This window comes from Gilvimarinus sp. 2_MG-2023, assembly GCF_030547685.1.
Lineage (GTDB): Bacteria > Pseudomonadota > Gammaproteobacteria > Pseudomonadales > Cellvibrionaceae > Gilvimarinus.
The window spans coordinates 101,122-123,487 of sequence record NZ_JAUOQM010000034.1 but is presented as its reverse complement, the minus strand read 5'-3'; the positions used below and the strand labels follow the sequence as shown (position 1 = coordinate 123,487).

Sequence of the window (22,366 nt, the reverse complement as noted above, 5' to 3'; positions counted from 1 at the left end):
TCAATAAAGCCGCCGTCGCCAGTTTCGGGGGCAGAAGCATCCAGCGTACCGCCGACACGCACAGTGCCACCCGTCTCAGGCGTCATGCCGCCCAGCAGTAATATTTTGCCGTCTTGTTCGGCCAGGGTTTGCGCTTCAATCACGCCGGTGTTGTTGACCACGGTTTGCAAGAGCGCGTCACTGGCGTGGGCAGTCATGAGTACCTGGCCGCCGTCGGCCTGAATCAGGCCGTGGTTTTCCGCCAAGGCGTTCAGCGCGGCTTGGTCCACTTGTACATTCAGCAGGCCATCACCGGCAAAATCGAGGGTGATTTGGTTGCCGGCTGCCAGTGCCACGTTGCCCAGCTTGGCCTGAATGACACCGCGGTTACTGACTTGCCCACCTAAAAGCGCTACCGCACCTGTGTCGGCAGCGGTAATTTCGCCTAAGTTTAATACCGAGGCGGGGGCGCCATTGCCGCTAAAGGTAAAGTGGGTATAGTCGGTGTGCGACACGTCCAACGTAGAAGCCACCAGCGAGCCGACGTTGACGCTGGCATTTTGACCGAACAAGACGCCGTTGGCGTCCATCACAAAGACGCGGCCGTTGGCGTTAAGCTGGCCGTTAATTTGGGTACCGTCGGCGCTGAAGACGCGGTTGAGCGCAATAGAGGTGTCATTCGGCTGCAGGAAGTTAACGATTTCGCTGGCGTCGATATCAAAGCTGTCCCACACGATGGTGGTGTTCTGGCTGTGCTGGTTGATATCGGTGATATTGCCGTAGTGATGAATATTGGCGTTGCCGTCGATGACCACACCGCCATCGGGGGCACCATAAACCCCACTGCTAAGCGCGACTATTGCCAATGTCAGTGAATTACGTTTTAACTTGCCCCAAGGTGCTTGATGCATATTCATGTGCCAATCCGATGATTTAAGGTGTGTATTAGTTAGCAATTATCGCAATCAGCGAGCAAAGACGGTACCCTCTAATTAGAGGGTATAAAAATACCACGCCTCTTTAATAAGTGACTTAGATACATTTCTATATAATACGAACTATTACCCTCATGCCACAATTGTCAGCCCTAAATATGCCTCAGTCCACTTTACTCACCGCTACCCAGCCTCGATTATTACCAGCAACACCAGAGATGACTAATGTGTGGGACACTCTCATACAATTTGATGCCGCCGATAGCGATAAGGCTCTCAATTACTTACTGGAAGAACTGTGCCGGCTGGTCAATGGCACAAGCGCCTTTTGGGTGGGAGCCCTGCGGATTAATACGCACGAACCCAATGACCCATTGCTGGGATGGCGCCCGCGTATCAGCCATAGACTGGACAGCGAACCCTCTGATGACTCTTATAGTAAAAAAATGCTGGCAAAAATACGTACCCAAACGCCCGACCCCTCCTTGACAACTCATGTGCGTATGGCAGGTAGTTTTAGAGCTTACCGGCTGAGCGATATTGTCGATGATAACTGGTACCAATCGCCTTACTATCTTGAGAAAAAAGCTCAAAATGGCGTCACCGATCGCTTGTATGTGGTAACACCATTAAATGAGGATATGGAGTGTTATTTTTCCGTTGACCGGGTGACGGGACAACCGATGTTTAGCCAACACGACTGTCAATTAGCCGCGACTTTATTGCGCAGCTTAGGCTGGTTTCAAAGGCAGGTAGCTCTGTCGCATGGACTTCAAATCAGCACAGGGGCAATAACCCCAAGCGAGCGGCGAGTTTTGCAACAACTACTCACTAGCAGCAGCGAACGAGAAATCGCCCGTAAACTGGAAATAAGTTACAACACGGTGCACTCTTACGTCTCCAATATATATCGCAAGTTCGATGTTAATGGCCGCGCGGGCTTGACGGCTTTGTGGTTGGGACAGGGATAAAACCCGCCAAAATTTCTTTGATAGTAACTTCTATCTCACAATTTTGACTTTGCGCCATACCGTAAAGAACAACTAACCACCCTATGCATCTATGGCCATATCCTCGCTGCTCGACTGACCAGCAGGCTTATTCCCTCCATCTAGCACTTTATCCGAGTTGAAAATAGACTCTAATCTAAAGCTAGCAATTTTTGATTTACTGGTTAAAATAAACCATCTTTTTACACAAAAAACCACCCGCAAAGCACACACTAACATGATGAAAAAAGCAGCGCTAATACCTGCCGCAGGCCAAGGATTAAGACTGGGAGAAGGCCCTAAAGCCTTACTTAAAATTAATGGAATAACACTAGTTGAGATCGTTGTCAGTAAGGTTCTACCAATCGTAGACGAAGTTATCGTGGCTGCACCTCAGGGCTATGAAGACGTATTCAATGAATTACTACCTCCGGCTGTTTCAGTCATTTCAGGAGGGGATTGTAGATGGAGCACTGTTGACAAGCTCATAAAGGCATCGCAAGCAAAAACTCTTTTAATTCAGAATGCAGCCAGCCCTTTTGCCAGCCAACAGCTTATAGAAAAGGTTATTCTTGCAGCCGAAGAAACAGGTGCAGCTGGCGCATTCATTCAACCATCTGTTCCGGTCGGACTCCTCAACCATGGAAAGATAACGGAATACGCTCCAAAAGAGACAGCATTGTTATTTCAAACGCCCCAAGCATTTTTTCGAGACATACTAGAAAAACATCACTCTGTAAAAGAAAGATATCAATCTACAGCTCAATATGTAATGGCCGGTGGGCATTCTGTAGAAAGTATACAAGGCGAACCTGATAATTTTAAAATCACAAATGAATTAGATTGGGAAATAGCCAAAAAAATAATCGCCCCGAAACTAGCAAATGATCTCACTTTAAACCGAACTATTCGATCTACGGAAAGCGCATGAATAATAAAAAAACCTTATGGCAAGAACAGATGACAAATGGAGTAAGCCAGTTAAAAAATGGAAACTTAAAATCTGCAACCCAATGGTTCAAAAAAGCAACCATAACTGACCCCAGCGAAGAAAGCGCATGGATCAACATATGCACAGTAAGCCTGGCAATAAATGACCTAAAAACTGCTGAGGAGGCCGCAAAAAAAGCCATTCACCTAAACCCGAAATTCCCCCCAACACAATTAATGCTGGGCGATGTCTACCGAATGAAAAACAGCCCTAAAGATGCGCTCACCTGCTACCACAAATCTGTAGAAATAGAGAGAACACCAATATCACTAAACAAACTAGGTTGTGCGTATAGAGAAAATGGGGATTTAGAAAACGCAATAGAACTTCTTAATGAGGCAGTACACCGCGCTCCAAAATTCACTACCGCCAAGGTAAATCTACTCACAAGCTATACAATAGCCGGTGATTTTGAATCTGCCAGAAAACAAGAGCAACTACTTAAATACATTAAATTACCAAAAGATGAATTAGAGTTAGTCGACGAGACATCAGCCATGCTGAGCGAGCATGAAAGACTAGAAGAAAATATTAGATTAGCAAACAACGAAAACAATAGAGATTATATCGACAATATAATTGCAAGCACTCCGGATAAAATACTAAAAAAAGACAACTTTGTATTAGACACTATACAAGCAATGATAGATGCCATTCCGGAGGATCATAAGACTGAAATTGAGAAAATTAATTTACCCGACAACTGGAATTATATTGAATCGCTCTTCATGATTCCGTTCATCGAAACCCCAAGCCAACTAGAAGAATGCTCAAAAATAACACCCACCCACGAAAGATACGATGACTATGTAGAATCCTTAGCGATGATCCCAGCCATCACTCAAGCCCGAAAAGATAAGTCAAAACTATTAAACCCTATTTCTGCAGAGTCCTGTCTACGCTTTTGGCATCTTCTTTCGGTAAGAGAGCTTGATGGATTTATGCCAGGGCACTTCAAATATTGCAGAAATACTCTAAAAAATGACATTACACAACCACGATCAAAACCAACAGAATCTTGCGGAACAATTAGACATTTTATTGAACACTTATACCCCAAAATTCCTAATGGTGTGTATCGTGCTGCTATTTGTTTATATTTAATTATTGAAGTTCATCCATACATAGACGGAAATGGCCGGGTTGCAATGAATTGGCTTAACAGGGAACTCGAATGGAACAATGAAGCACCCGCCTTATTTACAAGAGAAAATGGCCTTAGAGGCAGCCTTAGAACGGCAAGGATTATGGCAAGAAAAAACCCTAGCGATCTCAGATATTTTGTAGAGGCGATACGCAAGGGGCAAAATAATACTATTAACTTCTGCAAAAACTTATGAAATTATACTTGCCAAAACTGAAAACAAGAGCTCAATATTTTTCAAATTAAGGACTCGCCATCGGCAGATTGAATGACGCCAATAGCGAGTCCAACTTTAAACCATAAAGAATCAACCGATCTCTTTGGTGTCTTTTTCCACGGCGTCAAGCAAACGCGAATATACATCAGGCACGGCGCTTAGCACTCGTGACCAGTTGGCCATAAACGGCCGCTCGGTGGGGTCATTTAGAAATTGTTCACCGGCACGCATAATGCACTTGGTAAATTGTTCTACGGTTTCTTCTTCTTTGTTGCGATCCAGCGTCATGCCGTTAATAACGGCGTCATTGTGATAGCGATCAACTAAATCCAACGCCAAGCGATAATAGCTCGCCTTTAGAGTGCGAAAAACTTCGGGAGAGAAAACCGTCCCTTGAATAGCCAACTTGCGGAAGAATGACTTGGAGATATCCGTACTCATTTTCGACAAACCACCGTCGGGGTTGTCCGCCGAAAGATCTTGATGTTTGTGGTCGTAGGCATCGGCGATATCCACCTGACACACACGTTCGTCAGAGTAGCGACGATTAACCTCGGATAACACACCAATCTCTAAACCCCAGTCACTGGGGATACGAATTGAGCTGACAACATCCATGCTCATGGAGAATTCGCCGGCCAGTGCGTAGCGGAAGCTATCAATAAAATCGAGATAATCGTTGTGACCGCATACCTGCTGTAAAGAGCGGACAAGTGGCGACACCAACAAACGACTAACACGGCCATTTAACTTGCCACCGGCGGCGCGGTAATAGTAGCCCTTGCAAAACATATAGTTAAAGGTTGGGTGAGCGATAGGATAAAAAAGCTTGGCGACGATATCGCGTTTATAGGTGACAATATCACAATCGTGCAAGGCCACGGCGCGGGCCCTACCCTGCGCGAGCGCATAACCTAGGCAATACCAAACGTTGCGCCCCTTACCGAGTTGCTGCGGCGCCAGACCCACTTCGTCCAGCACTTTGTCTACGGCTTTTAATCGCGGCCCATCGTTCCAAAGAATAGAGTGTTTTTGCGGCAATCGGGCAAAGAATTTTTTGGCCTTTTTGTATTGTTCTTCATCGGCGCGATCTAAACCAATAATAATTTCATCGAGAAATGGCACTTTTGCCAGTTCATCGACGATGTTTTCCATGGCCGGGCCTTCCAGCTCAGAATACAAACAAGGCAAAACCAAACACATAGGTTTTTGCTTGCTCCACTCCAGCAATTCGGCCTCTAACTCCTCAACAGGACGGTTGCCTAAATTATGAAGGGTGCCGATGCGGCCATTTTGAAAAAAATCACTCATTGGTGCTTCCTCGTTAGTATTATTGCTGCAACGCTTGCTCTACTGCGTAACGCCAACCTTTAGCGCCCGGGTAAGGTGCGTGCAATTCCCCGATTAACCCTTTATCACTCATATATGAGCCATCAGGGTGCGGCATAACCACCGCTGTATCTACAGCTTTTAACATTTTTAAATCGTTTTGGCTGTCTCCCAGTGCAATGCTGTGCACACTTGCCCCATAATAGGACTGATAAAGACTCAGCAAATAACGTACCGAGTCTCCTTTGTCGCAATTGGCCATAACGTGGTAAAACCGGCCCCCTTTGAGCAGCTGCAAATTGTAGACGCCCAACTTCCGGGCAAACTCTTCCGACCCCGCCCCATCTTGGGGCCAAAGCAAGGGTTCGGTTGCGTCTCTTTGCATGGCTTTGGTGGCTGCCTCGTGGCTGAGCCCGGTGCAAGCGATGACATCCTCTACCGTCATATCGGCAAACCCTACGAAGGGGCATTCGCCCTTATTGGCTTTTACGATCGTGAGAATTTCGTCGCGAGCGGCACCGCGAAATGCCAGCCAACACTCCCCGGCATCCGTCAATGTCGAGGTATCCACGTTAAACTGTTGCACCCACGGTTTGGGCAAGACGATAACGCTGCCATTTTCACACACATAAGGATCTTGAATATCCAATTCCTGGCACAGGTGTGCCATTTCGGCCCGGGTTTTACTGGACACTAAAATAAGCGGGATATGGCGCGCCCGAAGATTGGCAATGGCTGGCAACGCGTCTTGGTAAGAGTAATCGTGGTGATTCAGCAGGGTTCCATCGAGATCGGTAAATACCGCAAATTTAGTCAAAGCTAACCTCGTCTTTCTAATTTTTGTCTAGTGCCATACACGCACTAGGGAGTATGGCACTGTATCGTGGCAATTTGATGATTTTTATCCAAACTCAGTAATACATTACTGCGCGCGGGCATTTCGGCAAACATCCAACGTGTTAAACGCTCGTAATGCGCAATAAAGCGAGCCACCTCGCTATTACTCATTACCTTTGAGTTGGCAAGCTGCTCAGGCGTTAACGAGTCGCGCAACTTCGACTCCTGCAACTGGCGCCATTCCAGTACCTGATCGAACGACGGCGCCTTGAGCATCACCAGTAGATCCAACTGTGCAAACAACGCTTGATAGTCCCCTAGACAGTCATTGACATAGCGCCGCCATAAACCGTTCGCGTCTTCCGACTCCTCCAGTGTATTGACCGGTTGATCGAGCGCCGAGTCCGGCTGGGCAGTCGCCCCTACACACCAACCCTCGAAAATAATAACATCCGGCTTACCCGTAAACCGCTCCCAATTTTCCCGGGGCTCGCAGTCATCCAGCGCCTTATTAAAGCGTGGAATATGGGTTACCGTGGTTGCCTGCGCAGACTTTAATGCGTCAAATACACCGAGCGCCAATGCCAGATCGTGGGTACCAGGCACGCCTCGGGTCGCCAGTAAAGGATGGAATCGATTAGCCAAGTCGCGCCTAGCCTCTCGCCCTAAATACAAATCGTCAATTGATAAAGTACAGACACGCAGCTTGCTTACATCGGTAAGCAACGTACCGACAACCTTCGCCGCCGTCGATTTCCCAGTGCCCTGGGCACCATTAACCCCTAGAATATAGGGCTGCGTTTGGGCCGCCGACTGCGCCGCACAATATTGAGCTAACGGCTGATAGACCTCTAGCAGATGCTGTGCAATATAGGCAGGCATTTTTAATTCTTGCGCCAAGTCCTGCGCCAGAGATTCCGGGACCCTCGCCTCTACTTTGAGTTCAGCAAAAGTCGCGGGCCACTGTACGGGTGGTAGTGTTGTATTTGACATAAGTTCAGCCTCCTGAAACAAATAGCTAGCAGGAAATGCGCCACAATCACATTTACGCAATTTTATACCACCGCTAGCCAAGAACAGAGACTGCATAAACTAAGGCCATTAAAGTCGCGTCATTCATCAGTCCGAGTAGTGACTTATGCTATGTTATTAAACTTGCCAACCAATAAGTTGCCGCCAAGGCATATATAACGCACTGAACCGACGGGTTCTATTATGAATACAGCGCCAACAATGATTGCCTTAGCCGGCCCCAATGGCTCAGGAAAAACCAGCTATTACTATAATGAGCTGCATCATATTATGGGCAGTAGACCCTTTCTTAATGCCGATATTATTCAGCACTTAGAACTCGAAGATAAATCCATGCAAGCTGCCTACCATGCCGCTGAAATTGCTGCCGAACGACGTCAGATGTGCATCAAAAACCAAACTAGTTTTATTTGGGAGTCTACCTTTTCTCACCCGAGTAAGCCCGCCGTTATCGCTGCGGCCAAGGCCGCCGGCTTCCATACTAAACTCATTCATATCGGTGTTAACAGCCCTCAAATAAGCCTGGCCCGCATTTGCCAACGGGTCGAGGAAGGCGGCCATAACGTACCAACACACAAAGTGATAGAACGCTTTGCGCGCTGCCCAGCCTTTATTCGAGAGGCCGTTGAGATGGCCAATGAAGCGTTGATTTTTGATAACAGTGTAGACTTTGAACAACCAACTTTGTGTATAAAAATAAAAACCGGATATTATGAAAACGTACAACCTATTCCACCTGATTGGGTTAGACAAAGCTACCCCACTTACCAATGCGAGATAATTTAAACACTACGACTTCACTTCCGCTTTATTATTTTCATTTATGGCGCTGAAATATACCGTTTGTATTTTTGCGCATATTTTAATTGATTCTTCTGCAAACTCTGTTTAGAGTGCTCAAGCAACAGGATGTTGTCCAGCCCCAGATGTAACTGTCGCCATTAATTGTGGCGCCAATTGGACGTAGCAGTACATCTCATAACTTTATTATTTCAATTCTACAACTCAACAATAATGACCAGTTTCTACTGGCTGCAACCTATTGGCTTCAAGGAAGGGGGATACCATGCGGGCATTACGCTTCATTACCTTTTATTCAGCAATCACTGCGTTGTTATTATTATCAGGGTGTAGTGATGCCCCCTGCGGGTCCGGCGCTGGAAATGTACTCGACGAAGCCCAGTGTGCCGGCGTTAAAGAAGATCAGCTATCGGGTTCAACGAACGATTACTACGCCGACATGGATTACGGAATTTCCAAAAATCCTAAGGCTTTACAGGCACGACTCGCCCCTTTCTTTCCCGGTATATCAGAAGAAGATGCCGTTAAACGCTTTGCCAGGGGTCGCAATAACTGGATTGTTTGGACGGCCGGTAATGACCGGTTTTGGGACGAGCTTAGCCAATTCACTTTTGGCAATTCCGACTTACTTAAAACCATTTCTAACCACCCTGAATTAGGCTATAGCCGCGATAACCGCTGGGAATATCTTGGTGTGGTGAACGAACCGTGCTTCACGAAGGCCAATAGCCCCAGAGCCGATCGTTACGGCCTTTGGCTCGATGTGAGAGACGAGAACTGTCAACCCGATCCGTTTGAAAATGCGGATGAGTATCCTGGTATTAAAATCGGCGCCCGCGGTGAAAATATCGAAGTGGGCTCTTATTACGGCTATGGCACTGGGATTGTGGGTTTACGACTTTTCCCTAATCCCGAGTTTGACGAACAAGCCGAAGCCAACTGGGACCCAGTACGCTACTACACAGACCCGGATTATTACGACAATAAGGACTTAATTCGCCCATATCGAGTCGGTATGTCGTGCGGGTTTTGCCATGTTGGCCCCAACCCAACCAATCCACCACAGGATTTTAATAATCCAGAGTGGGCCAACCTGAACTCTAACCCAGGAGCTCAATATTTTTGGGTGGATAGAATTTTATTGTGGCGCCAAGATGAAAGTAATTATTTAAAACAACTGTTTCACGCCTCAAAGCCAGGCGCGCTCGATACCTCTTTGGTGTCAACCGATTACATTAATAATCCGCGCACTATGAATGCTATTTACAACTTAGCATCACGCCTGGAGCTCTCTACCAAGTGGGGTAAGGAAAATATTGAAGGTCCAGAGCAAGATAACAAACAACTTAATGACTTCCTTCCTGACGACCATGCATTAAGTCAGTTTTATGATGCCCCTGATACCGTTTACACACCCCGTGTGCTCAAAGATGGGGCCGATTCGGTCGGCGCACTAGGCGCACTGAACCGAGTGTATGTCAACATAGGTCTTTTCAGTGAAGAATGGTTAGAGCACTTCCGTCCGGTGGTCGGTGGCAAGAAAATCACCCCCTTCCCCATAGCCAGCGCCCAAAAGAACTCTGCTTACTGGCGTGCCAATGAAAACCAAACCGCTGATGTGGCATTATTTTTTCTGGGCAGTGCCGAGCCGGATTACTTAAAAAATGCTCCCGGCGGCAGCAGTCACCTTACAGACGATGAAGCTCAGCTCACCTTGGGCAAAGAGGTTTTTGCCAGTACCTGTGCGCGCTGCCATTCCTCTAAACTACCCGATTATGTATTCCAGGACTTCTTCCCCGACAAAGGTTGCGTCAATAATAACTACTTAAAATGTTGGAACGATTACTGGCAACACACCAAGACCGATCAATTCAAATCAGCGATGGAAGATATCGTTCAAGCGGATGATTTTCTCGACAATAACTTTTTATCCAACGAGCTGCGGGTCCCCCTACCCCTGCTCGAAACCAATGCCTGCAGCCCGCTGGCACGCAATGGCCTGGCCGGTGATATATGGGACAACTTCACCTCCAGCTCTTACAAATCACTGCCGCCGGTGGGAACCATTAACGTGCAAAACCCTTATACCGGTGAGCTGCGTGATTTCACCATGCCTGGCGGTGGCCGGGGTTATACCCGCCCTGCCTCTTTAATCAGCCTTTGGTCGAGCGCTCCATTTTTGCTAAACAATGCCCTCGGGCCGTTTGAGTACCAAGGCACCGTTGATGCTCGAATGAAATCGTTTAACGAGTCTATCGAACGCCTACTATGGCCGGAACAACGCGCCTATTCGGGGCAAGATGATCAGTACGATTACGATTATCCGTTTGAAGTCATCACCCGCTCCGGTAAAAAACACCCAGGTTATATTCAAGTAACTCAGCAAACCACGCATTTAAATATTACTGAGGGCTACTTGCCCAAGGTGGTCGCTGAATTTGAAGGTATCTTGGCAAAATTACTGCCTAAATTCTTCTCGTCCGAGGGGATTACTCTGGGCCCAATCCCAGCCGGCACGCCTGTTAATTTGTTGTACAACACAGACCTGGGCAATATCGATAAGCAACGGATTAAACTGTTAGTCAAAATAATTAAAGACTTAAAGAAATTACCGGCCGATGCAACCGACGAGCAGGCCAAGGCGATCTTTGCCAACTTAGTCGACCCACTGCTTAAAAACAGTAGTTGCCCCGACTATGTAACCAACAAAGGTCATTATTTTGGCACGGATTATCTACCCGACACGGAAGAAGAGGCGCCGCTAAGTGACGAGGAAAAATTTGCTCTTATTGAATTTCTAAAAACCTTATAAACAAAGGAATTTGACATGAGTAATTACGATTATATTGTCGTCGGCTCTGGGGCCGGCGGCGGCACTGTAGCAGCTCGACTGGCCGAATACGGCGCGCGCGTTTTAGTACTGGAATCCGGGCAAGATCCAGTCAAACACCGAGGATCTGATCAGGTAAGTGATGAAAATCGCTTACCTGAGGATTACGAAGTGCCCGTCTTTCATGCCTTTTCTACCGAAAATAACGAAATGCGTTGGGACTATTTTGTGCGCCACTACAGTGACCAAACCCAGCAAGAAAAAGACCCTAAGTATTCTGCCGAGTATTTAAACCAACCGGTCAATGGTGTGCTTTACCCGCGCGCGGGCTGCCTTGGCGGCTGCACCGCGCACAATGCCATGATAACCGTTTACCCTCACAACCAAGATTGGGACGGCATTGCCGAGCTAACAGGCGACGACAGCTGGAACTCGAGCAATATGCGCTCTTACTTCCAAAAAATGGAAGATTGTCGTTATCGTCCAGTCTGGCGTTGGATTCATAAACTGTTTCGACTCAACCCTTCGCGACATGGTTTTAGCGGCTGGTTTCGCACTGAAAAAGCGATTCCGCTGGAATCGGTTCTGAAAGATCACGCCCTGATCGATACGATCGAAGAATCCGGAACCATCGGCTTTAAAATGCTTGCCAAGCCTTTACAACGCCTCGGTTGGGTTAAAGAAGGCGCCGGCGACCCGAACGATTGGCGACTAGTAGAGAAAAATGCCACCGGACTCAGATATCCGCCACTTGCGACCGATAAGCATAAACGCCACGGCACTCGTGAGCGTCTACTAGAGGTTGCCGCTCGTTTGCCCAACCACCTAACCATTGAAACCAATGCCTTAGTGACCCGAGTCATACTGGATGAAAACCTCAATGCCACTGGAGTGGAATATCGCAAAGGCGAAAAGTTATATCGCGCCTATCAATACCCAAGTGGCGAACAGGGAACCCTCCACCAAGTCTACGCCAACAAAGAAGTTATTTTGGCCGGTGGCGCTTTTAACACGCCACAATTGCTGATGCTCTCGGGTATAGGCCCGCGCGAAGAACTAGAAAAACACGATATACCCTGCTCTGTCGACTTACCAGGGGTAGGCAAAAATTTACAGGACCGCTATGAAGTCGGTGTCGTCAACCGTATGAACTTCGAGCACTGGAAGGTATTAGAGCACGCCAATTACGACACTAAAGACCCGCAATACCAACAGTGGTTAAAAGGCAAAGGCGTCTACACCACTAACGGCGCCGTGCTCGCTGCCATTAAACGCTCTTTCCCTGAGCGCCCCCTGCCCGATTTATTCTGTTTTGCTCTGCTTGCGGAGTTTCGTGGCTATTTTCCTGGCTACTCTCAGTTAATCAAAAAGCTCAATTATCTAACATGGGCCATCCTTAAAGCCCACACAAACAATACTGCCGGTTACGTTAGCCTCGCATCCAATGATCCACTGGATCGCCCCTACATTAACTTCCGCTATTTCGAAGAAGGTAATGATACCACGGGGGAAGATTTAGCATCGGTGGTAGAGGGCATTAAATTTGTGCGTGAAATGACCCAGCCATTGATTGAAAAAGGCATTATTGCCGAGGAGGAACTGCCAGGCAAAGAAGTTCAAACAGATCAAGAATTAGCGGAATTTGTTCGCAACCGTGCTTGGGGCCACCACGCCTCTTGCACTTGTAAAATGGGTCGCGATGATGACCCTCTCGCGGTGCTCGACAGTGATTTTAAAGTGCGCGGAGTGAGTAATTTACGCGTCGTGGATGCTTCTATTTTCCCACGTATACCCGGTTTTTTTATTGTCACCTCAATTTATGTGGCCGCCGAAAAAGCCGCTGATGTCATCTTCAAGAGCCAAAAACCCTAATGATAAAGCTACCGTTAATCAAAATCTTTGCTAGCCTTATTTTATTATTGCTACTGCAGGGAGCCGCCGCCTCTGATCACGCTGACCCTGTTTTTAATCAACAACCGACTCGAAGTTTATCCGGTCTGTTTGCGTTTATTGATAACAACGATCTAATAATCATTTTAACCACCCATCCGGGGCTTAATCATCCACTGCCCATTCATCATCTTCACGAACAAACTTATCGAGTACACCTCGATTTAACCTCTAAGGTGTCGTTCGACAACCCGCAACAACGGATGCGATACGGCGGCAGCATCAACCGTCCAAAACATATTAAAGAGAGTGCCACCTTGGCGTTCTCCCTTAACGAGAACGCTGAACTCGTTAAATTTAAACCGCAAGGAGCTTTGCAAGAGACAGACAACATTCGGGTTTTCACCGGCGTACGAGACGATCCATTTATTTTCCCCAAGTTTTTTGGCACCAATGTCGTTGCAATGGTCACGGCAATACCTCTTGATGCCTTCCCCAAGCAGCAAAAGGATTTTGTATTGTGGGGCGATATTATTCGAAAGGGTAAAAAAATAGATCATGTAGGACGATCAAATCGAACCATGCAACCCAGGCTCGACTTTCTCAATACACTAGAACCTTATGAACACCTTGAGGCTATCAACAAAAAACATAATGACCCTGGGCTTGTCGATAAGGTTCTGATGTCTAAGTTAGCACCTTTGTTTGCCATACGAGACTACGACAAATTTCCCGACGTAATGATTTTTAGTCGGCACCATAAGGCAGGTTTCCCCAACGGCCGTTTACTCACCGACGATGTTGCCGATTTGACCTGTCAGCTAGGCGATTGCCTACTGTGGGAGCTGTCGTATGGCGATGTCAGAACTTGGAATTGGCCCAGAAAAAACACCAACGACAAGCCATTTCTGCCTCACTTCCCCTATTTAGCTAAGCCTTGGTAAATATTATGCGCAACACACTTATCCGCCTAGGGCTTTTGCTAGGGAGCGTGGCGATCCTGGCCTTTATTACCACCTCCTGTACTCGTGATACGGCATGGCGCACCCAACCGCCTGCCGACTGCCAACAAGGTTGTGGCTCGTCTTACATAGAAGAACGAGAAAACTACGAGCTTAGTTTTATTGAATTTTCTGAGCGAGGCAATCAATTTGATCGACGTAGGACGCGCGATATTATCAATCGTATCGAGCGTTATTCCGCTCAAGAGTCAGGTGTCGCGGTAGTGGTTTTTGTACACGGCTGGCTACACAATGCCAGCGACAGTGACCGCAATGTCAAAAGCTTTCGTCAGGTTCTGGATAAAATTGGGGCGTCCGGTATTCTAGGGCAACGACAACTAATGGGTGTATACGTAGGCTGGCGAGGAAAATCACTGCATGGCGCAGGCTCTGAATATCTAACCTATTGGTCCCGAAAATCTGTTGCCGAAGAAATTGGCACCAACGGAGTTTCTTCTGTCTTATTAAAACTGTCCGAGATTGACGCACGTAAACCCAGTAACATTTTACTGGTAGCCGGCCACAGCTTTGGCGGCGCCATGACGCTGTCTGCCATCGACAATATATTATTAACCAAGATGATTCACGGCCTGGCCGATGATAAACCGGCGCCTACTATTGGTGAAGGAGTCGTGCTGTTAAACCCAGCTATAGAGGCGAATCAGATATTTGCGCTCAAAGAGCACAGCATGCAATTTGCCAAAATTAAAGAGCCTCAGCCGGAGCTATTGCACGTTATAAGCTCGGAAGGTGATAAAGCGACCCACGTCTATTTTCCTATCGGCCAGGCTATTGCCGCTTTAGCATGGGACGAGGTGGACTTTGAGCGCCTGTACAATGATCAAACCTATCGATTTTCGGAACACAACCTAGACACCACCACAATCGGCAATTACCAGCGTTTTTGGACCGGTGCACTGACATTAAACAAAAACAATCAGATGGATGCCTACGACCAACCCATGGGAAAATGGAATTTTCACGATTTTTGTGACAGCTCGACTACAACCCACGATCCAACCACTGCCCGCCTACCTTGCAGCCATCAAGACCCCATTGTTTTTCTTAAAACTGACACCAGTTTTATCAAAGATCATGGCGATGTGTTTAATGACAAAGTATCCGCTTATATGACTTCTATTGTAGCGGCCAATATGTACCATGAATCGAAGATGTTGAGTGAGCAGTGTACATATCAAGGCACCTTTTCATTCTCGCTGTGTTTTGATTTCTTTTTGGGCCGGTTTAACGATCTGAATGCCGAGTGAGGCATGCCAAATATTATTTTTTGCACGCTAGATAAACTCACTCAAGGGCCGCAGGGAAATTGCAACAAACGGGTTTATTTAAACTGGCCTATGGTTGGAACACATTCAATATTACTGTGTGATGATTCTAAATTTTTCCACTTCAGAATTTATGCCCGTCGCATCAAGCGTGCCAAATCCATAACTAAGCTCGCCTGACCAATATACTGCTGTACTGCCCCTGCCAGTTGACGTTGAGTGGCATCATCTACCACTCAAAAATGTTGGCTATTATTTTTGTCTACGGGTGAGCACCACAGCCCTCACCCGTAATATGTATTATGGATAACCGGTCTCAGCTTCATCCACTAAAACTTCTAATACTCGCCAGCTATTGCTATAGCGCGACGTATTGGAAAAAACAATTCGCCCCTGTCCTTTATACAAGGCAGCTTGGCGACGAATATCACCACCTTTATAGTTAAACGGAATCCATTGTTTACCGGTTTGATAGGTATGCTCGGAGGTTGGATAACCCACCAAGTCATAGGCCTCCTGAATGCTCATGCCCTCGCGAACAATAGTGATGGGGTGCACTTCTCGGTTTGACTCAGTTGCAGCGCTTGCGCCCGCAACTGGTGACGCTTGATCCGGCTCATAATCGGCCAGCACAACACTACCCGGCTCGTAAGCTGGCCCTTCGGGCAAGTCGTCATCTTGCATTTTTCGTGCATATTTGGCTATTTTTCGATGTGAAGCATTCTCTGCAACCTCGGCCAATATGACCTGATAGCGGTTGGTGTCGGCCAAAGCAAGCGCTTTAATCACCCAAGCCAATGCATCGATTTGAGTGTTATCAATAGCGACCTGATAATCGCGCATTAATACCTCTGCCGCCACATCCAACACTTGCGTATTGGCTTGCTCAGAGCGATAGATGCTCTTCGCTACATCGCGTATGGTGGTAGGGCCACCGATACTTAAACGCTCCACATAGCGCTGATCAATAGGGGAAAGAGGCTCTGTTGAGAAACAGGGGTGAGAGAAAAACAGAACAGTAACAAGTGCCAAATAAAATATCTTCATCCTTGGGTCCTTTTTTAATTATTAATATAGCTGCTCAAGCCGGTAAGAACACCGCCTTGAGCTCACGATTCTAACACTAAACATTTGCAGTGTTAGCGGTAAGAATCAGTGAATAACCATATTATCGCGATGAATCAACTCTTCATCGCCTTGATAACCCAACACCGATACAATTTTTGAACTAGAGAGGCCAATAATTTGCGCAGCCTCAGTGGCATGGTAGTTAACCAATCCGCGGCCTATTTCCCGCCCCTGTAAATCTTTGCACACCACCATCTCTCCGCGCTTAAAGTCACCCTGCACTTCTCGCACGCCTACCGGTAGCAAGCTTTTACCTTGTTTTTGCAATACACCCACTGCGCCGTCATCTAGAATCAACGTGCCGCGAGATTGCAGGTGCCCCGCCAGCCATCGTTTGCGCGCCGCCTGTGGTTGTTGATCAGCCCAGAGTAAAGTGCCCAGCGCTTCTCCGGCATGTAAACGAGTCAGCACTGCATTCTGGCGTCCGCCAACAATAATCGTATCAGCCCCAGAGCGCGCCGCCACTTTTGCCGCACGCACTTTGGTGATCATACCGCCGCGACCTAAACTGCCGCCGTCGCCGGCCATCGCGCTGAGTCTATCGTCGGCCGCCGCCATTTCGCTGATTAATTGCGCATCGGGATTGCTGCGCGGATCTGCCGTGTACATACCGTCTTGATCGGTCATGATGACCAGTACATCGGCGTCAATAAGGTTCGCCACCAACGCACCCAAGGTGTCGTTATCACCAAAGCGGATTTCGTCGGTCACGACTGTGTCGTTCTCGTTCACGATGGGAATAACGTTGAGATCTAGCAGGGCTCGTAGGGTCGAGCGCGCATTTAAATAGCGCTCGCGTGACGATAAATCGTCGTGGTCCAACAGTACTTGCGCGGTGTGCAAGCCGTATTGAGAGAATTCTGTTTGGTAGTTTTGCACCAAACCCATCTGCCCCACTGCCGCCGCTGCCTGTAAAAGATGAACCTCGGTTGGCCGTTCGTTCCACCCGAGCCGAGTCATGCCCGCCGCCACCGCGCCAGAGGAGACCAATACCAACTCAATACCGCTTTTCTTTAGCGCCGCTATTTGCGCCACCCACTCGGCAATGGCGGCATAGTCTAAACCTTTACCGTCATTGGTCAGCAAGGCGCTGCCTATTTTAACCACCCAGCGCTGGGCGCGATTTAATTCCTGGCGCTTAGACATGCATTCCACTCTTACCGATTTTAAGGGGCGTAAACCACTTCGACATCATCATCGTCGTCATCGAAATCGTCATCATCATCATCGTTCGATTTTTGAGCTTTTCGAGCTGCGCGGTGTTGCAGGCGTAAGGTTTCAATTCTTTCCCGCACCTCTTCTTGCATGGCATCCTGAAAGGCGTATTCAGCTTCTAGCAGCTCTGGGTCGTCCTTTTCTGCTTGCCACAGTGTCTCGAGATGCTGCATCAACGCGCCTGTCAGAGAGTCAACATTGTCACCACTGACCGCTGCAATCGCAAAAACAGGGCCTTCCCAGTCAAGAGCCTGGGTGATCGCCCGGCACATCTCTTCGCGTTCGTCTGGGGGTAGTAAGTCGATTTTATTTAGTACCAACCAACGCTTGCGCTGGGCTAGATGCGGACTGAAATTTTCCAACTCGCGAGCAATCGCTTTGACGTTTTCCACCGGGTCACTACTATCCACCGGCGCAACATCCACTAAATGCAACAATACCCGGCAGCGAGTTAAATGCTTTAAAAAGCGAATACCCAAACCGGCACCATCTGCCGCGCCTTCAATCACACCGGGGATATCGGCGACTACAAAGCTGCGATGCTCCTGTACTTTTACCACCCCTAAATTTGGTACCAAAGTGGTAAACGGGTAGTCAGCTACTTTCGGTTTGGCCGAACTCACCGAGCGAATAAAAGTGCTTTTACCCGCATTTGGCAAGCCCAACAGTCCCACATCGGCCAGCACTTTCATTTCCAATTTTAAATTGCGAAACTCACCTGGACTACCGGGGCTGGTTTGTCTTGGAGCACGGTTGGTGCTGGATTTATAGCGCGCATTACCCAGGCCGTGGAAGCCACCCTGTGCCACTTTAAGCAGATCACCTTCACAGGTTAAATCACCCAAAGTTTCACCGGAGTCTTGATCGATTACCGTGGTACCTACCGGCACAGGAATGATTAAGTCTTCACCGCTTTTACCGCGGCAATCTTTACCGCGCCCGCCATCACCACTTTGGGCTTTAAAGCGGCGGGTATAACGGTAATCCACCAAGGTATTGAGGTTAACATCGGCCTGTAGATACACGCTGCCGCCATCACCGCCATCGCCGCCGTCTGGGCCGCCCTTGGCAATAAATTTTTCCCGGCGAAAGCTTAAGCAGCCATTGCCGCCCTTTCCTGCTTCCACGTATATCGGTGCCTCGTCGACAAATTTCACGGCTTTCTCCGCTGAGTGAACTGATTAGACCGGATGAGTACGTCTCACAACCCGGCCCTTGTTGTGAGTTTACCAACAAAAAAGCCCCATCGGTATCGACGGGGCTCTTTCTATTCGGCTTGCGCCGAGTGGCTGCCAGGCAGCCGACCTAGGATGACTTAGGCAGTTTCGATGGAAACGAAACGGCGGTTTTTGTCACCTTTGACTTCAAATTTTACAGTACCGTCTGATTTGGCAAACAGGGTGTGGTCTTTGCCAATACCCACGTTTACACCGGCGTGGAACTTGGTGCCACGCTGACGAACAATAATTGAACCGGCCGATACAGCTTCACCGCCAAAGCGCTTAACACCAAGGCGTTTACTTTCCGAATCGCGGCCGTTACGTGTACTACCGCCTGCTTTTTTATGAGCCATGAGTAAACTCCTGCTTAACCTTTGATACCGGTGATTTTAACTTCAGTGAACCACTGACGGTGGCCCTGACGCTTCATAGAGTGCTTACGACGACGGAACTTGATGATTTTCACCTTGTCCGCACGGCCGTGGGTAACCACCTCAGCGGTCACTTTAGCACCAGCTACTACTGGCGCGCCGATTTTTACATCATCGCCATTAGCAACCAGATAAACTTTGTCGAATTCGATTTTTTCGCCGGTGGCGACTTCGATTTTTTCGAGCTTCAGGGTTTCGCCTTCCACTACACGGTGCTGCTTACCACCGCTTTCAAAAATAGCGTACATAACTGCTCCAATACTCTTGGACGGCACGAAGTAACATGGGGTTCCCATGCGTTTTATAGACTTGAGCCGTATTCGGGGCCGCGATTCTATGCCAAACCCCCTGCCAAATCAACCACTTTTGCGGTTTTAACGGTGGCCTTATGGGCCGAGATATAGGTATGTGCCCTAGTGATTGGTGATTGAGACGCCAATTGACTATAAATAAAGCCGCCTAAAATTGTAGATTGACCGATGAACACGCAGGCTTTTTCAAATAAGCCGGCGAATGATTGTTCACATTGCCAGCATCGAGCGAGAAATAGCCGGCCCTGCCCTTGGTATCAAGCGGCCTACCCCCTATAATGCGCGGTCTTTATCAATCAATGACAAACCGCAGGGAAATACAGCCCAAAATGCAAGAGCAATATCACCCCGCCGAGGTGGAATCCGAGGCCCAGAGCTACTGGGATGAAAACCAGAGCTTTACCGTCACCGAAGACACCAGTCGCGAGAAGTTTTACTGTCTCGCCATGTTTCCCTACCCCAGCGGTAAACTGCATATGGGGCATGTGCGCAACTACACCATTTCCGATGTAATTGCCCGCTTTCAACGCATGCAAGGCAAAAATGTGCTGCATCCCATGGGCTGGGATGCGTTCGGCTTGCCGGCCGAAAACGCCGCCATTAAAAACAATTCGGCTCCGGCCAAGTGGACCTACTCCAACATCGAATACATGAAAGGGCAGCTGAAACAGCTGGGCTTTGGTTTCGACTGGAGCCGCGAGCTGGCCACTTGTCGCAGCGACTACTATCGTTGGGAGCAATGGTTCTTCACCCGTCTGTACGAAAAAGGGCTGGTGTATAAAAAAATGGCTACGGTTAATTGGGACCCTGAAGACCAGACCGTACTGGCCAACGAACAAGTGATCGACGGTCGCGGCTGGCGCTCTGGTGCCGTTGTCGAGCGCAAAGAAATACCTCAGTGGTTTATCCGCATTACCGGCTATGCCGAAGAATTGCTCAAAGATTTGAACAAGCTGCCCAACTGGCCCGAACAAGTAAAAACCATGCAGCGCAACTGGATCGGCAAAAGCCGCGGCGTGGAGATGCGTTTTGATTTGGCCGAGAAGCTCGGTGGCCACACCGGCTTTGAAGTCTACACCACCCGGCCCGACACCCTGATGGGCGTTAGCTATGTCAGCCTTGCCGCCGAGCACCCTATTACGCAACAGCTAGCCGAAAACGACGAATCCATCGCGCAGTTTGTCGCCGAGTGCAAAGAACAGTCGGTCGCCGAGGCTGATATGGCCAGTATGGAAAAAATCGGGCTGGATACCGGTCTAAAAGCGCTGCACCCCATTACCGGCGATGAAATTCCGGTATGGATCGCCAACTATGTATTGATGGATTATGGCTCGGGCGCGGTGATGGCGGTTCCCGCTCACGATCAACGCGATTACGAATTCGCCCACAAGTACAACTTACCCATTCAGCAAGTTATCGCCCCTAAAGATGGCTCGGCCATTGATCTGGATAAAGAAGCCTATGTCGAAAAAGGCGTATTGGTAAACTCGGGCGAGTACGACGGACTGGACTTTAAAGCCGCTTTTGACGCGATTGCGCAAACCTTAAAAGCCGCTAAAAAAGGCAAGGTGCAAACCAACTATCGTCTGCGCGATTGGGGCGTATCGCGCCAGCGCTATTGGGGCACCCCTATCCCTATGATGAATATGCCAGGCGGTGGGGAAATACCTGTTCCTGCCGACAAGCTGCCCGTATTACTGCCCGAAGATGTGGTGCTAGACGGCGTGCAATCGCCCATTAAGTCTGACCCCGAGTGGCGCAAAACCGAGCATGACGGCCGTGCAGTGGAACGCGAAACCGATACCTTCGACACCTTTATGGAGTCCTCCTGGTATTACGCGCGCTACACCTGCCCTAACTTCGCCGACGGTATGCTCGACTCCGACGCTGCCAACTACTGGCTGCCGGTGGATCAGTATGTCGGTGGTATTGAGCACGCCATCTTGCATCTGTTATATGCCCGCTTCTTTCACAAGCTGATGCGCGATGAGGGGCTGGTAGACAGCGACGAGCCTTTTGACCGTCTATTGTGCCAAGGCATGGTGCTGAAAGACGGCACCAAGATGAGTAAATCCAAAGGCAATACGGTTGATCCGGCCGAGCTGATTGAGCAGTACGGCGCCGATACGGTGCGCCTGTTCTCGATGTTCGCCGCCCCTCCCGAGCAAAGCATGGAGTGGAGCGACTCTGGTGTAGAAGGTGCCAACCGCTTTTTGCGCCGCCTCTGGAAGAGCCTACACGGGCACCTGCAAGCGGGCACCCCGGGCAAGCTCGACGGCAATACGCTGAATGATAGCCAGCGCGACTTGCGCCGCAAAACCCACGAGACCATTGCCAAGGTCACCGATGACTACGGCCGCCGTCAAACCTTTAATACCGCAGTGGCCGCGGTCATGGAATTAATGAACGAGGTCAACAAGCTGGCGGACCGGGCCACCCCAGAAGGCTTAGCGGTCGAGCGCGAGGCTCTGGAAACGGCCGTGCTGATGCTCGCCCCCATTGTGCCGCATATTGCGCATAAACTTTGGCAAGCGCTGGGCCACAACAATATTCCGCTGGATGCTCCTTGGCCGAGCGCTGACGAAGCCGCCCTTAAACGCACCAGCATTGAAATTGTGGTGCAGGTTAACGGCAAGGTCCGCGACAAAATCCAAGCGCCAATTGATGCCGCCCGCGATGATATGGAAGCACTGGCTCTGGCACAGGACAATGTGCAGCGCTTTTTGGCCGACCTCACCGTGCGCAAGGTAATCGTGGTACCCAATAAGCTTGTCAACATTGTTGCCAATTAACCACACCC

Annotated in this window: 18 protein-coding genes; 9 read left to right on the top strand and 9 right to left on the bottom strand. The window is 48.8% G+C overall.

What is annotated here, in order from left to right; all coding sequences use genetic code 11:
- A partial coding sequence (locus Q4526_RS07540; RefSeq protein WP_215976390.1) for a filamentous hemagglutinin N-terminal domain-containing protein occupies window positions 1–896 on the bottom strand: 896 nt, incomplete at its 3' end.
- Window positions 897–1,072: 176 nt separating this feature from the next.
- Here Q4526_RS07540 and Q4526_RS07535 point away from each other — a divergent pair.
- The 3 genes from Q4526_RS07535 (at window position 1,073) to Q4526_RS07525 (ending at window position 4,234) form a co-directional block, all read left to right on the top strand.
- A complete protein-coding gene (locus tag Q4526_RS07535) occupies window positions 1,073–1,885 on the top strand; it encodes a response regulator transcription factor (protein ID WP_215976389.1) in 813 nt (270 codons plus the stop codon).
- 157 nt (window positions 1,886–2,042) lie between these two features.
- Entirely contained in the window at window positions 2,043–2,834 is a 792-nt protein-coding gene (locus Q4526_RS07530) for a 2-C-methyl-D-erythritol 4-phosphate cytidylyltransferase (RefSeq protein ID WP_215976388.1), read from the top strand.
- On the top strand, window positions 2,831–4,234 hold the full coding sequence (locus Q4526_RS07525; RefSeq protein WP_215976387.1) for a tetratricopeptide repeat protein: 1,404 nt from the start codon (window positions 2,831–2,833) through the stop codon (window positions 4,232–4,234). The genes Q4526_RS07530 and Q4526_RS07525 overlap by 4 nt, the downstream gene beginning before the upstream one ends.
- A 111-nt stretch (window positions 4,235–4,345) precedes the next feature.
- Here Q4526_RS07525 and Q4526_RS07520 read toward each other — a convergent pair whose 3' ends face one another.
- Genes Q4526_RS07520 through Q4526_RS07510 form a run of 3 tightly spaced genes read right to left on the bottom strand, consistent with a single transcriptional unit; the run spans window position 4,346 to window position 7,414 of the window.
- Complete coding sequence (locus Q4526_RS07520) at window positions 4,346–5,566, bottom strand: glycosyl transferase (protein WP_215976386.1); 1,221 nt, start codon at window positions 5,564–5,566, stop codon at window positions 4,346–4,348.
- 19 nt (window positions 5,567–5,585) lie between these two features.
- Complete coding sequence (locus Q4526_RS07515; protein WP_215976385.1) at window positions 5,586–6,401, bottom strand: mannosyl-3-phosphoglycerate phosphatase; 816 nt, start codon at window positions 6,399–6,401, stop codon at window positions 5,586–5,588.
- A gap of 44 nt (window positions 6,402–6,445) precedes the next feature.
- Window positions 6,446–7,414 carry a hypothetical protein gene (locus Q4526_RS07510; protein WP_215976384.1) on the bottom strand — a complete coding sequence of 323 codons (969 nt, stop codon included), beginning with the start codon at window positions 7,412–7,414 and terminating at the stop codon, window positions 6,446–6,448.
- Window positions 7,415–7,636: 222 nt separating this feature from the next.
- On the opposite strand from Q4526_RS07510, the gene Q4526_RS07505 reads away from it, so the two are divergent.
- From Q4526_RS07505 to Q4526_RS07485, 5 genes are all read left to right on the top strand, one after another.
- Window positions 7,637–8,239, top strand: coding sequence for a zeta toxin family protein (locus tag Q4526_RS07505; protein ID WP_215976383.1), 603 nt, complete (start codon window positions 7,637–7,639; stop codon window positions 8,237–8,239).
- 280 nt (window positions 8,240–8,519) lie between these two features.
- The gene (locus Q4526_RS07500) at window positions 8,520–11,066 is read left to right on the top strand and encodes a hypothetical protein (protein WP_215976382.1); all 2,547 of its coding nucleotides are present in this window, start codon (window positions 8,520–8,522) and stop codon (window positions 11,064–11,066) included.
- Window positions 11,067–11,081: 15 nt separating this feature from the next.
- A complete protein-coding gene (locus tag Q4526_RS07495; protein WP_215976381.1) occupies window positions 11,082–12,956 on the top strand; it encodes a GMC family oxidoreductase in 1,875 nt (624 codons plus the stop codon).
- On the top strand, window positions 12,956–13,918 hold the full coding sequence (locus Q4526_RS07490) for a DUF4331 family protein (RefSeq protein WP_215976380.1): 963 nt from the start codon (window positions 12,956–12,958) through the stop codon (window positions 13,916–13,918). The genes Q4526_RS07495 and Q4526_RS07490 overlap by 1 nt, the downstream gene beginning before the upstream one ends.
- 5 nt (window positions 13,919–13,923) lie before the next feature.
- Entirely contained in the window at window positions 13,924–15,243 is a 1,320-nt protein-coding gene (locus Q4526_RS07485) for a hypothetical protein (RefSeq protein WP_215976379.1), read from the top strand.
- Between the two features lie 318 nt (window positions 15,244–15,561).
- Here Q4526_RS07485 and Q4526_RS07480 read toward each other — a convergent pair whose 3' ends face one another.
- The 5 genes from Q4526_RS07480 to rplU form a co-directional block, all read right to left on the bottom strand.
- Complete coding sequence (locus tag Q4526_RS07480; RefSeq protein WP_215976378.1) at window positions 15,562–16,308, bottom strand: hypothetical protein; 747 nt, start codon at window positions 16,306–16,308, stop codon at window positions 15,562–15,564.
- A gap of 105 nt (window positions 16,309–16,413) precedes the next feature.
- A complete protein-coding gene (gene proB, locus Q4526_RS07475) occupies window positions 16,414–17,535 on the bottom strand; it encodes a glutamate 5-kinase (RefSeq protein WP_215976377.1) in 1,122 nt (373 codons plus the stop codon).
- 20 nt (window positions 17,536–17,555) lie between these two features.
- A complete protein-coding gene (cgtA, locus tag Q4526_RS07470; protein WP_215976376.1) occupies window positions 17,556–18,761 on the bottom strand; it encodes an Obg family GTPase CgtA in 1,206 nt (401 codons plus the stop codon).
- Window positions 18,762–18,919: 158 nt separating this feature from the next.
- Complete coding sequence (rpmA, locus tag Q4526_RS07465; protein ID WP_215976375.1) at window positions 18,920–19,177, bottom strand: 50S ribosomal protein L27; 258 nt, start codon at window positions 19,175–19,177, stop codon at window positions 18,920–18,922.
- 14 nt (window positions 19,178–19,191) lie between these two features.
- A complete protein-coding gene (gene rplU / locus Q4526_RS07460) occupies window positions 19,192–19,503 on the bottom strand; it encodes a 50S ribosomal protein L21 (RefSeq protein WP_215976374.1) in 312 nt (103 codons plus the stop codon).
- A 392-nt stretch (window positions 19,504–19,895) separates the two neighbouring features.
- Here rplU and leuS point away from each other — a divergent pair, with 392 nt between their 5' ends.
- The gene (leuS, locus tag Q4526_RS07455; RefSeq protein WP_215976373.1) at window positions 19,896–22,358 is read left to right on the top strand and encodes a leucine--tRNA ligase; all 2,463 of its coding nucleotides are present in this window, start codon (window positions 19,896–19,898) and stop codon (window positions 22,356–22,358) included.
- The last annotated feature ends 8 nt before the right edge of the window (window positions 22,359–22,366 follow it).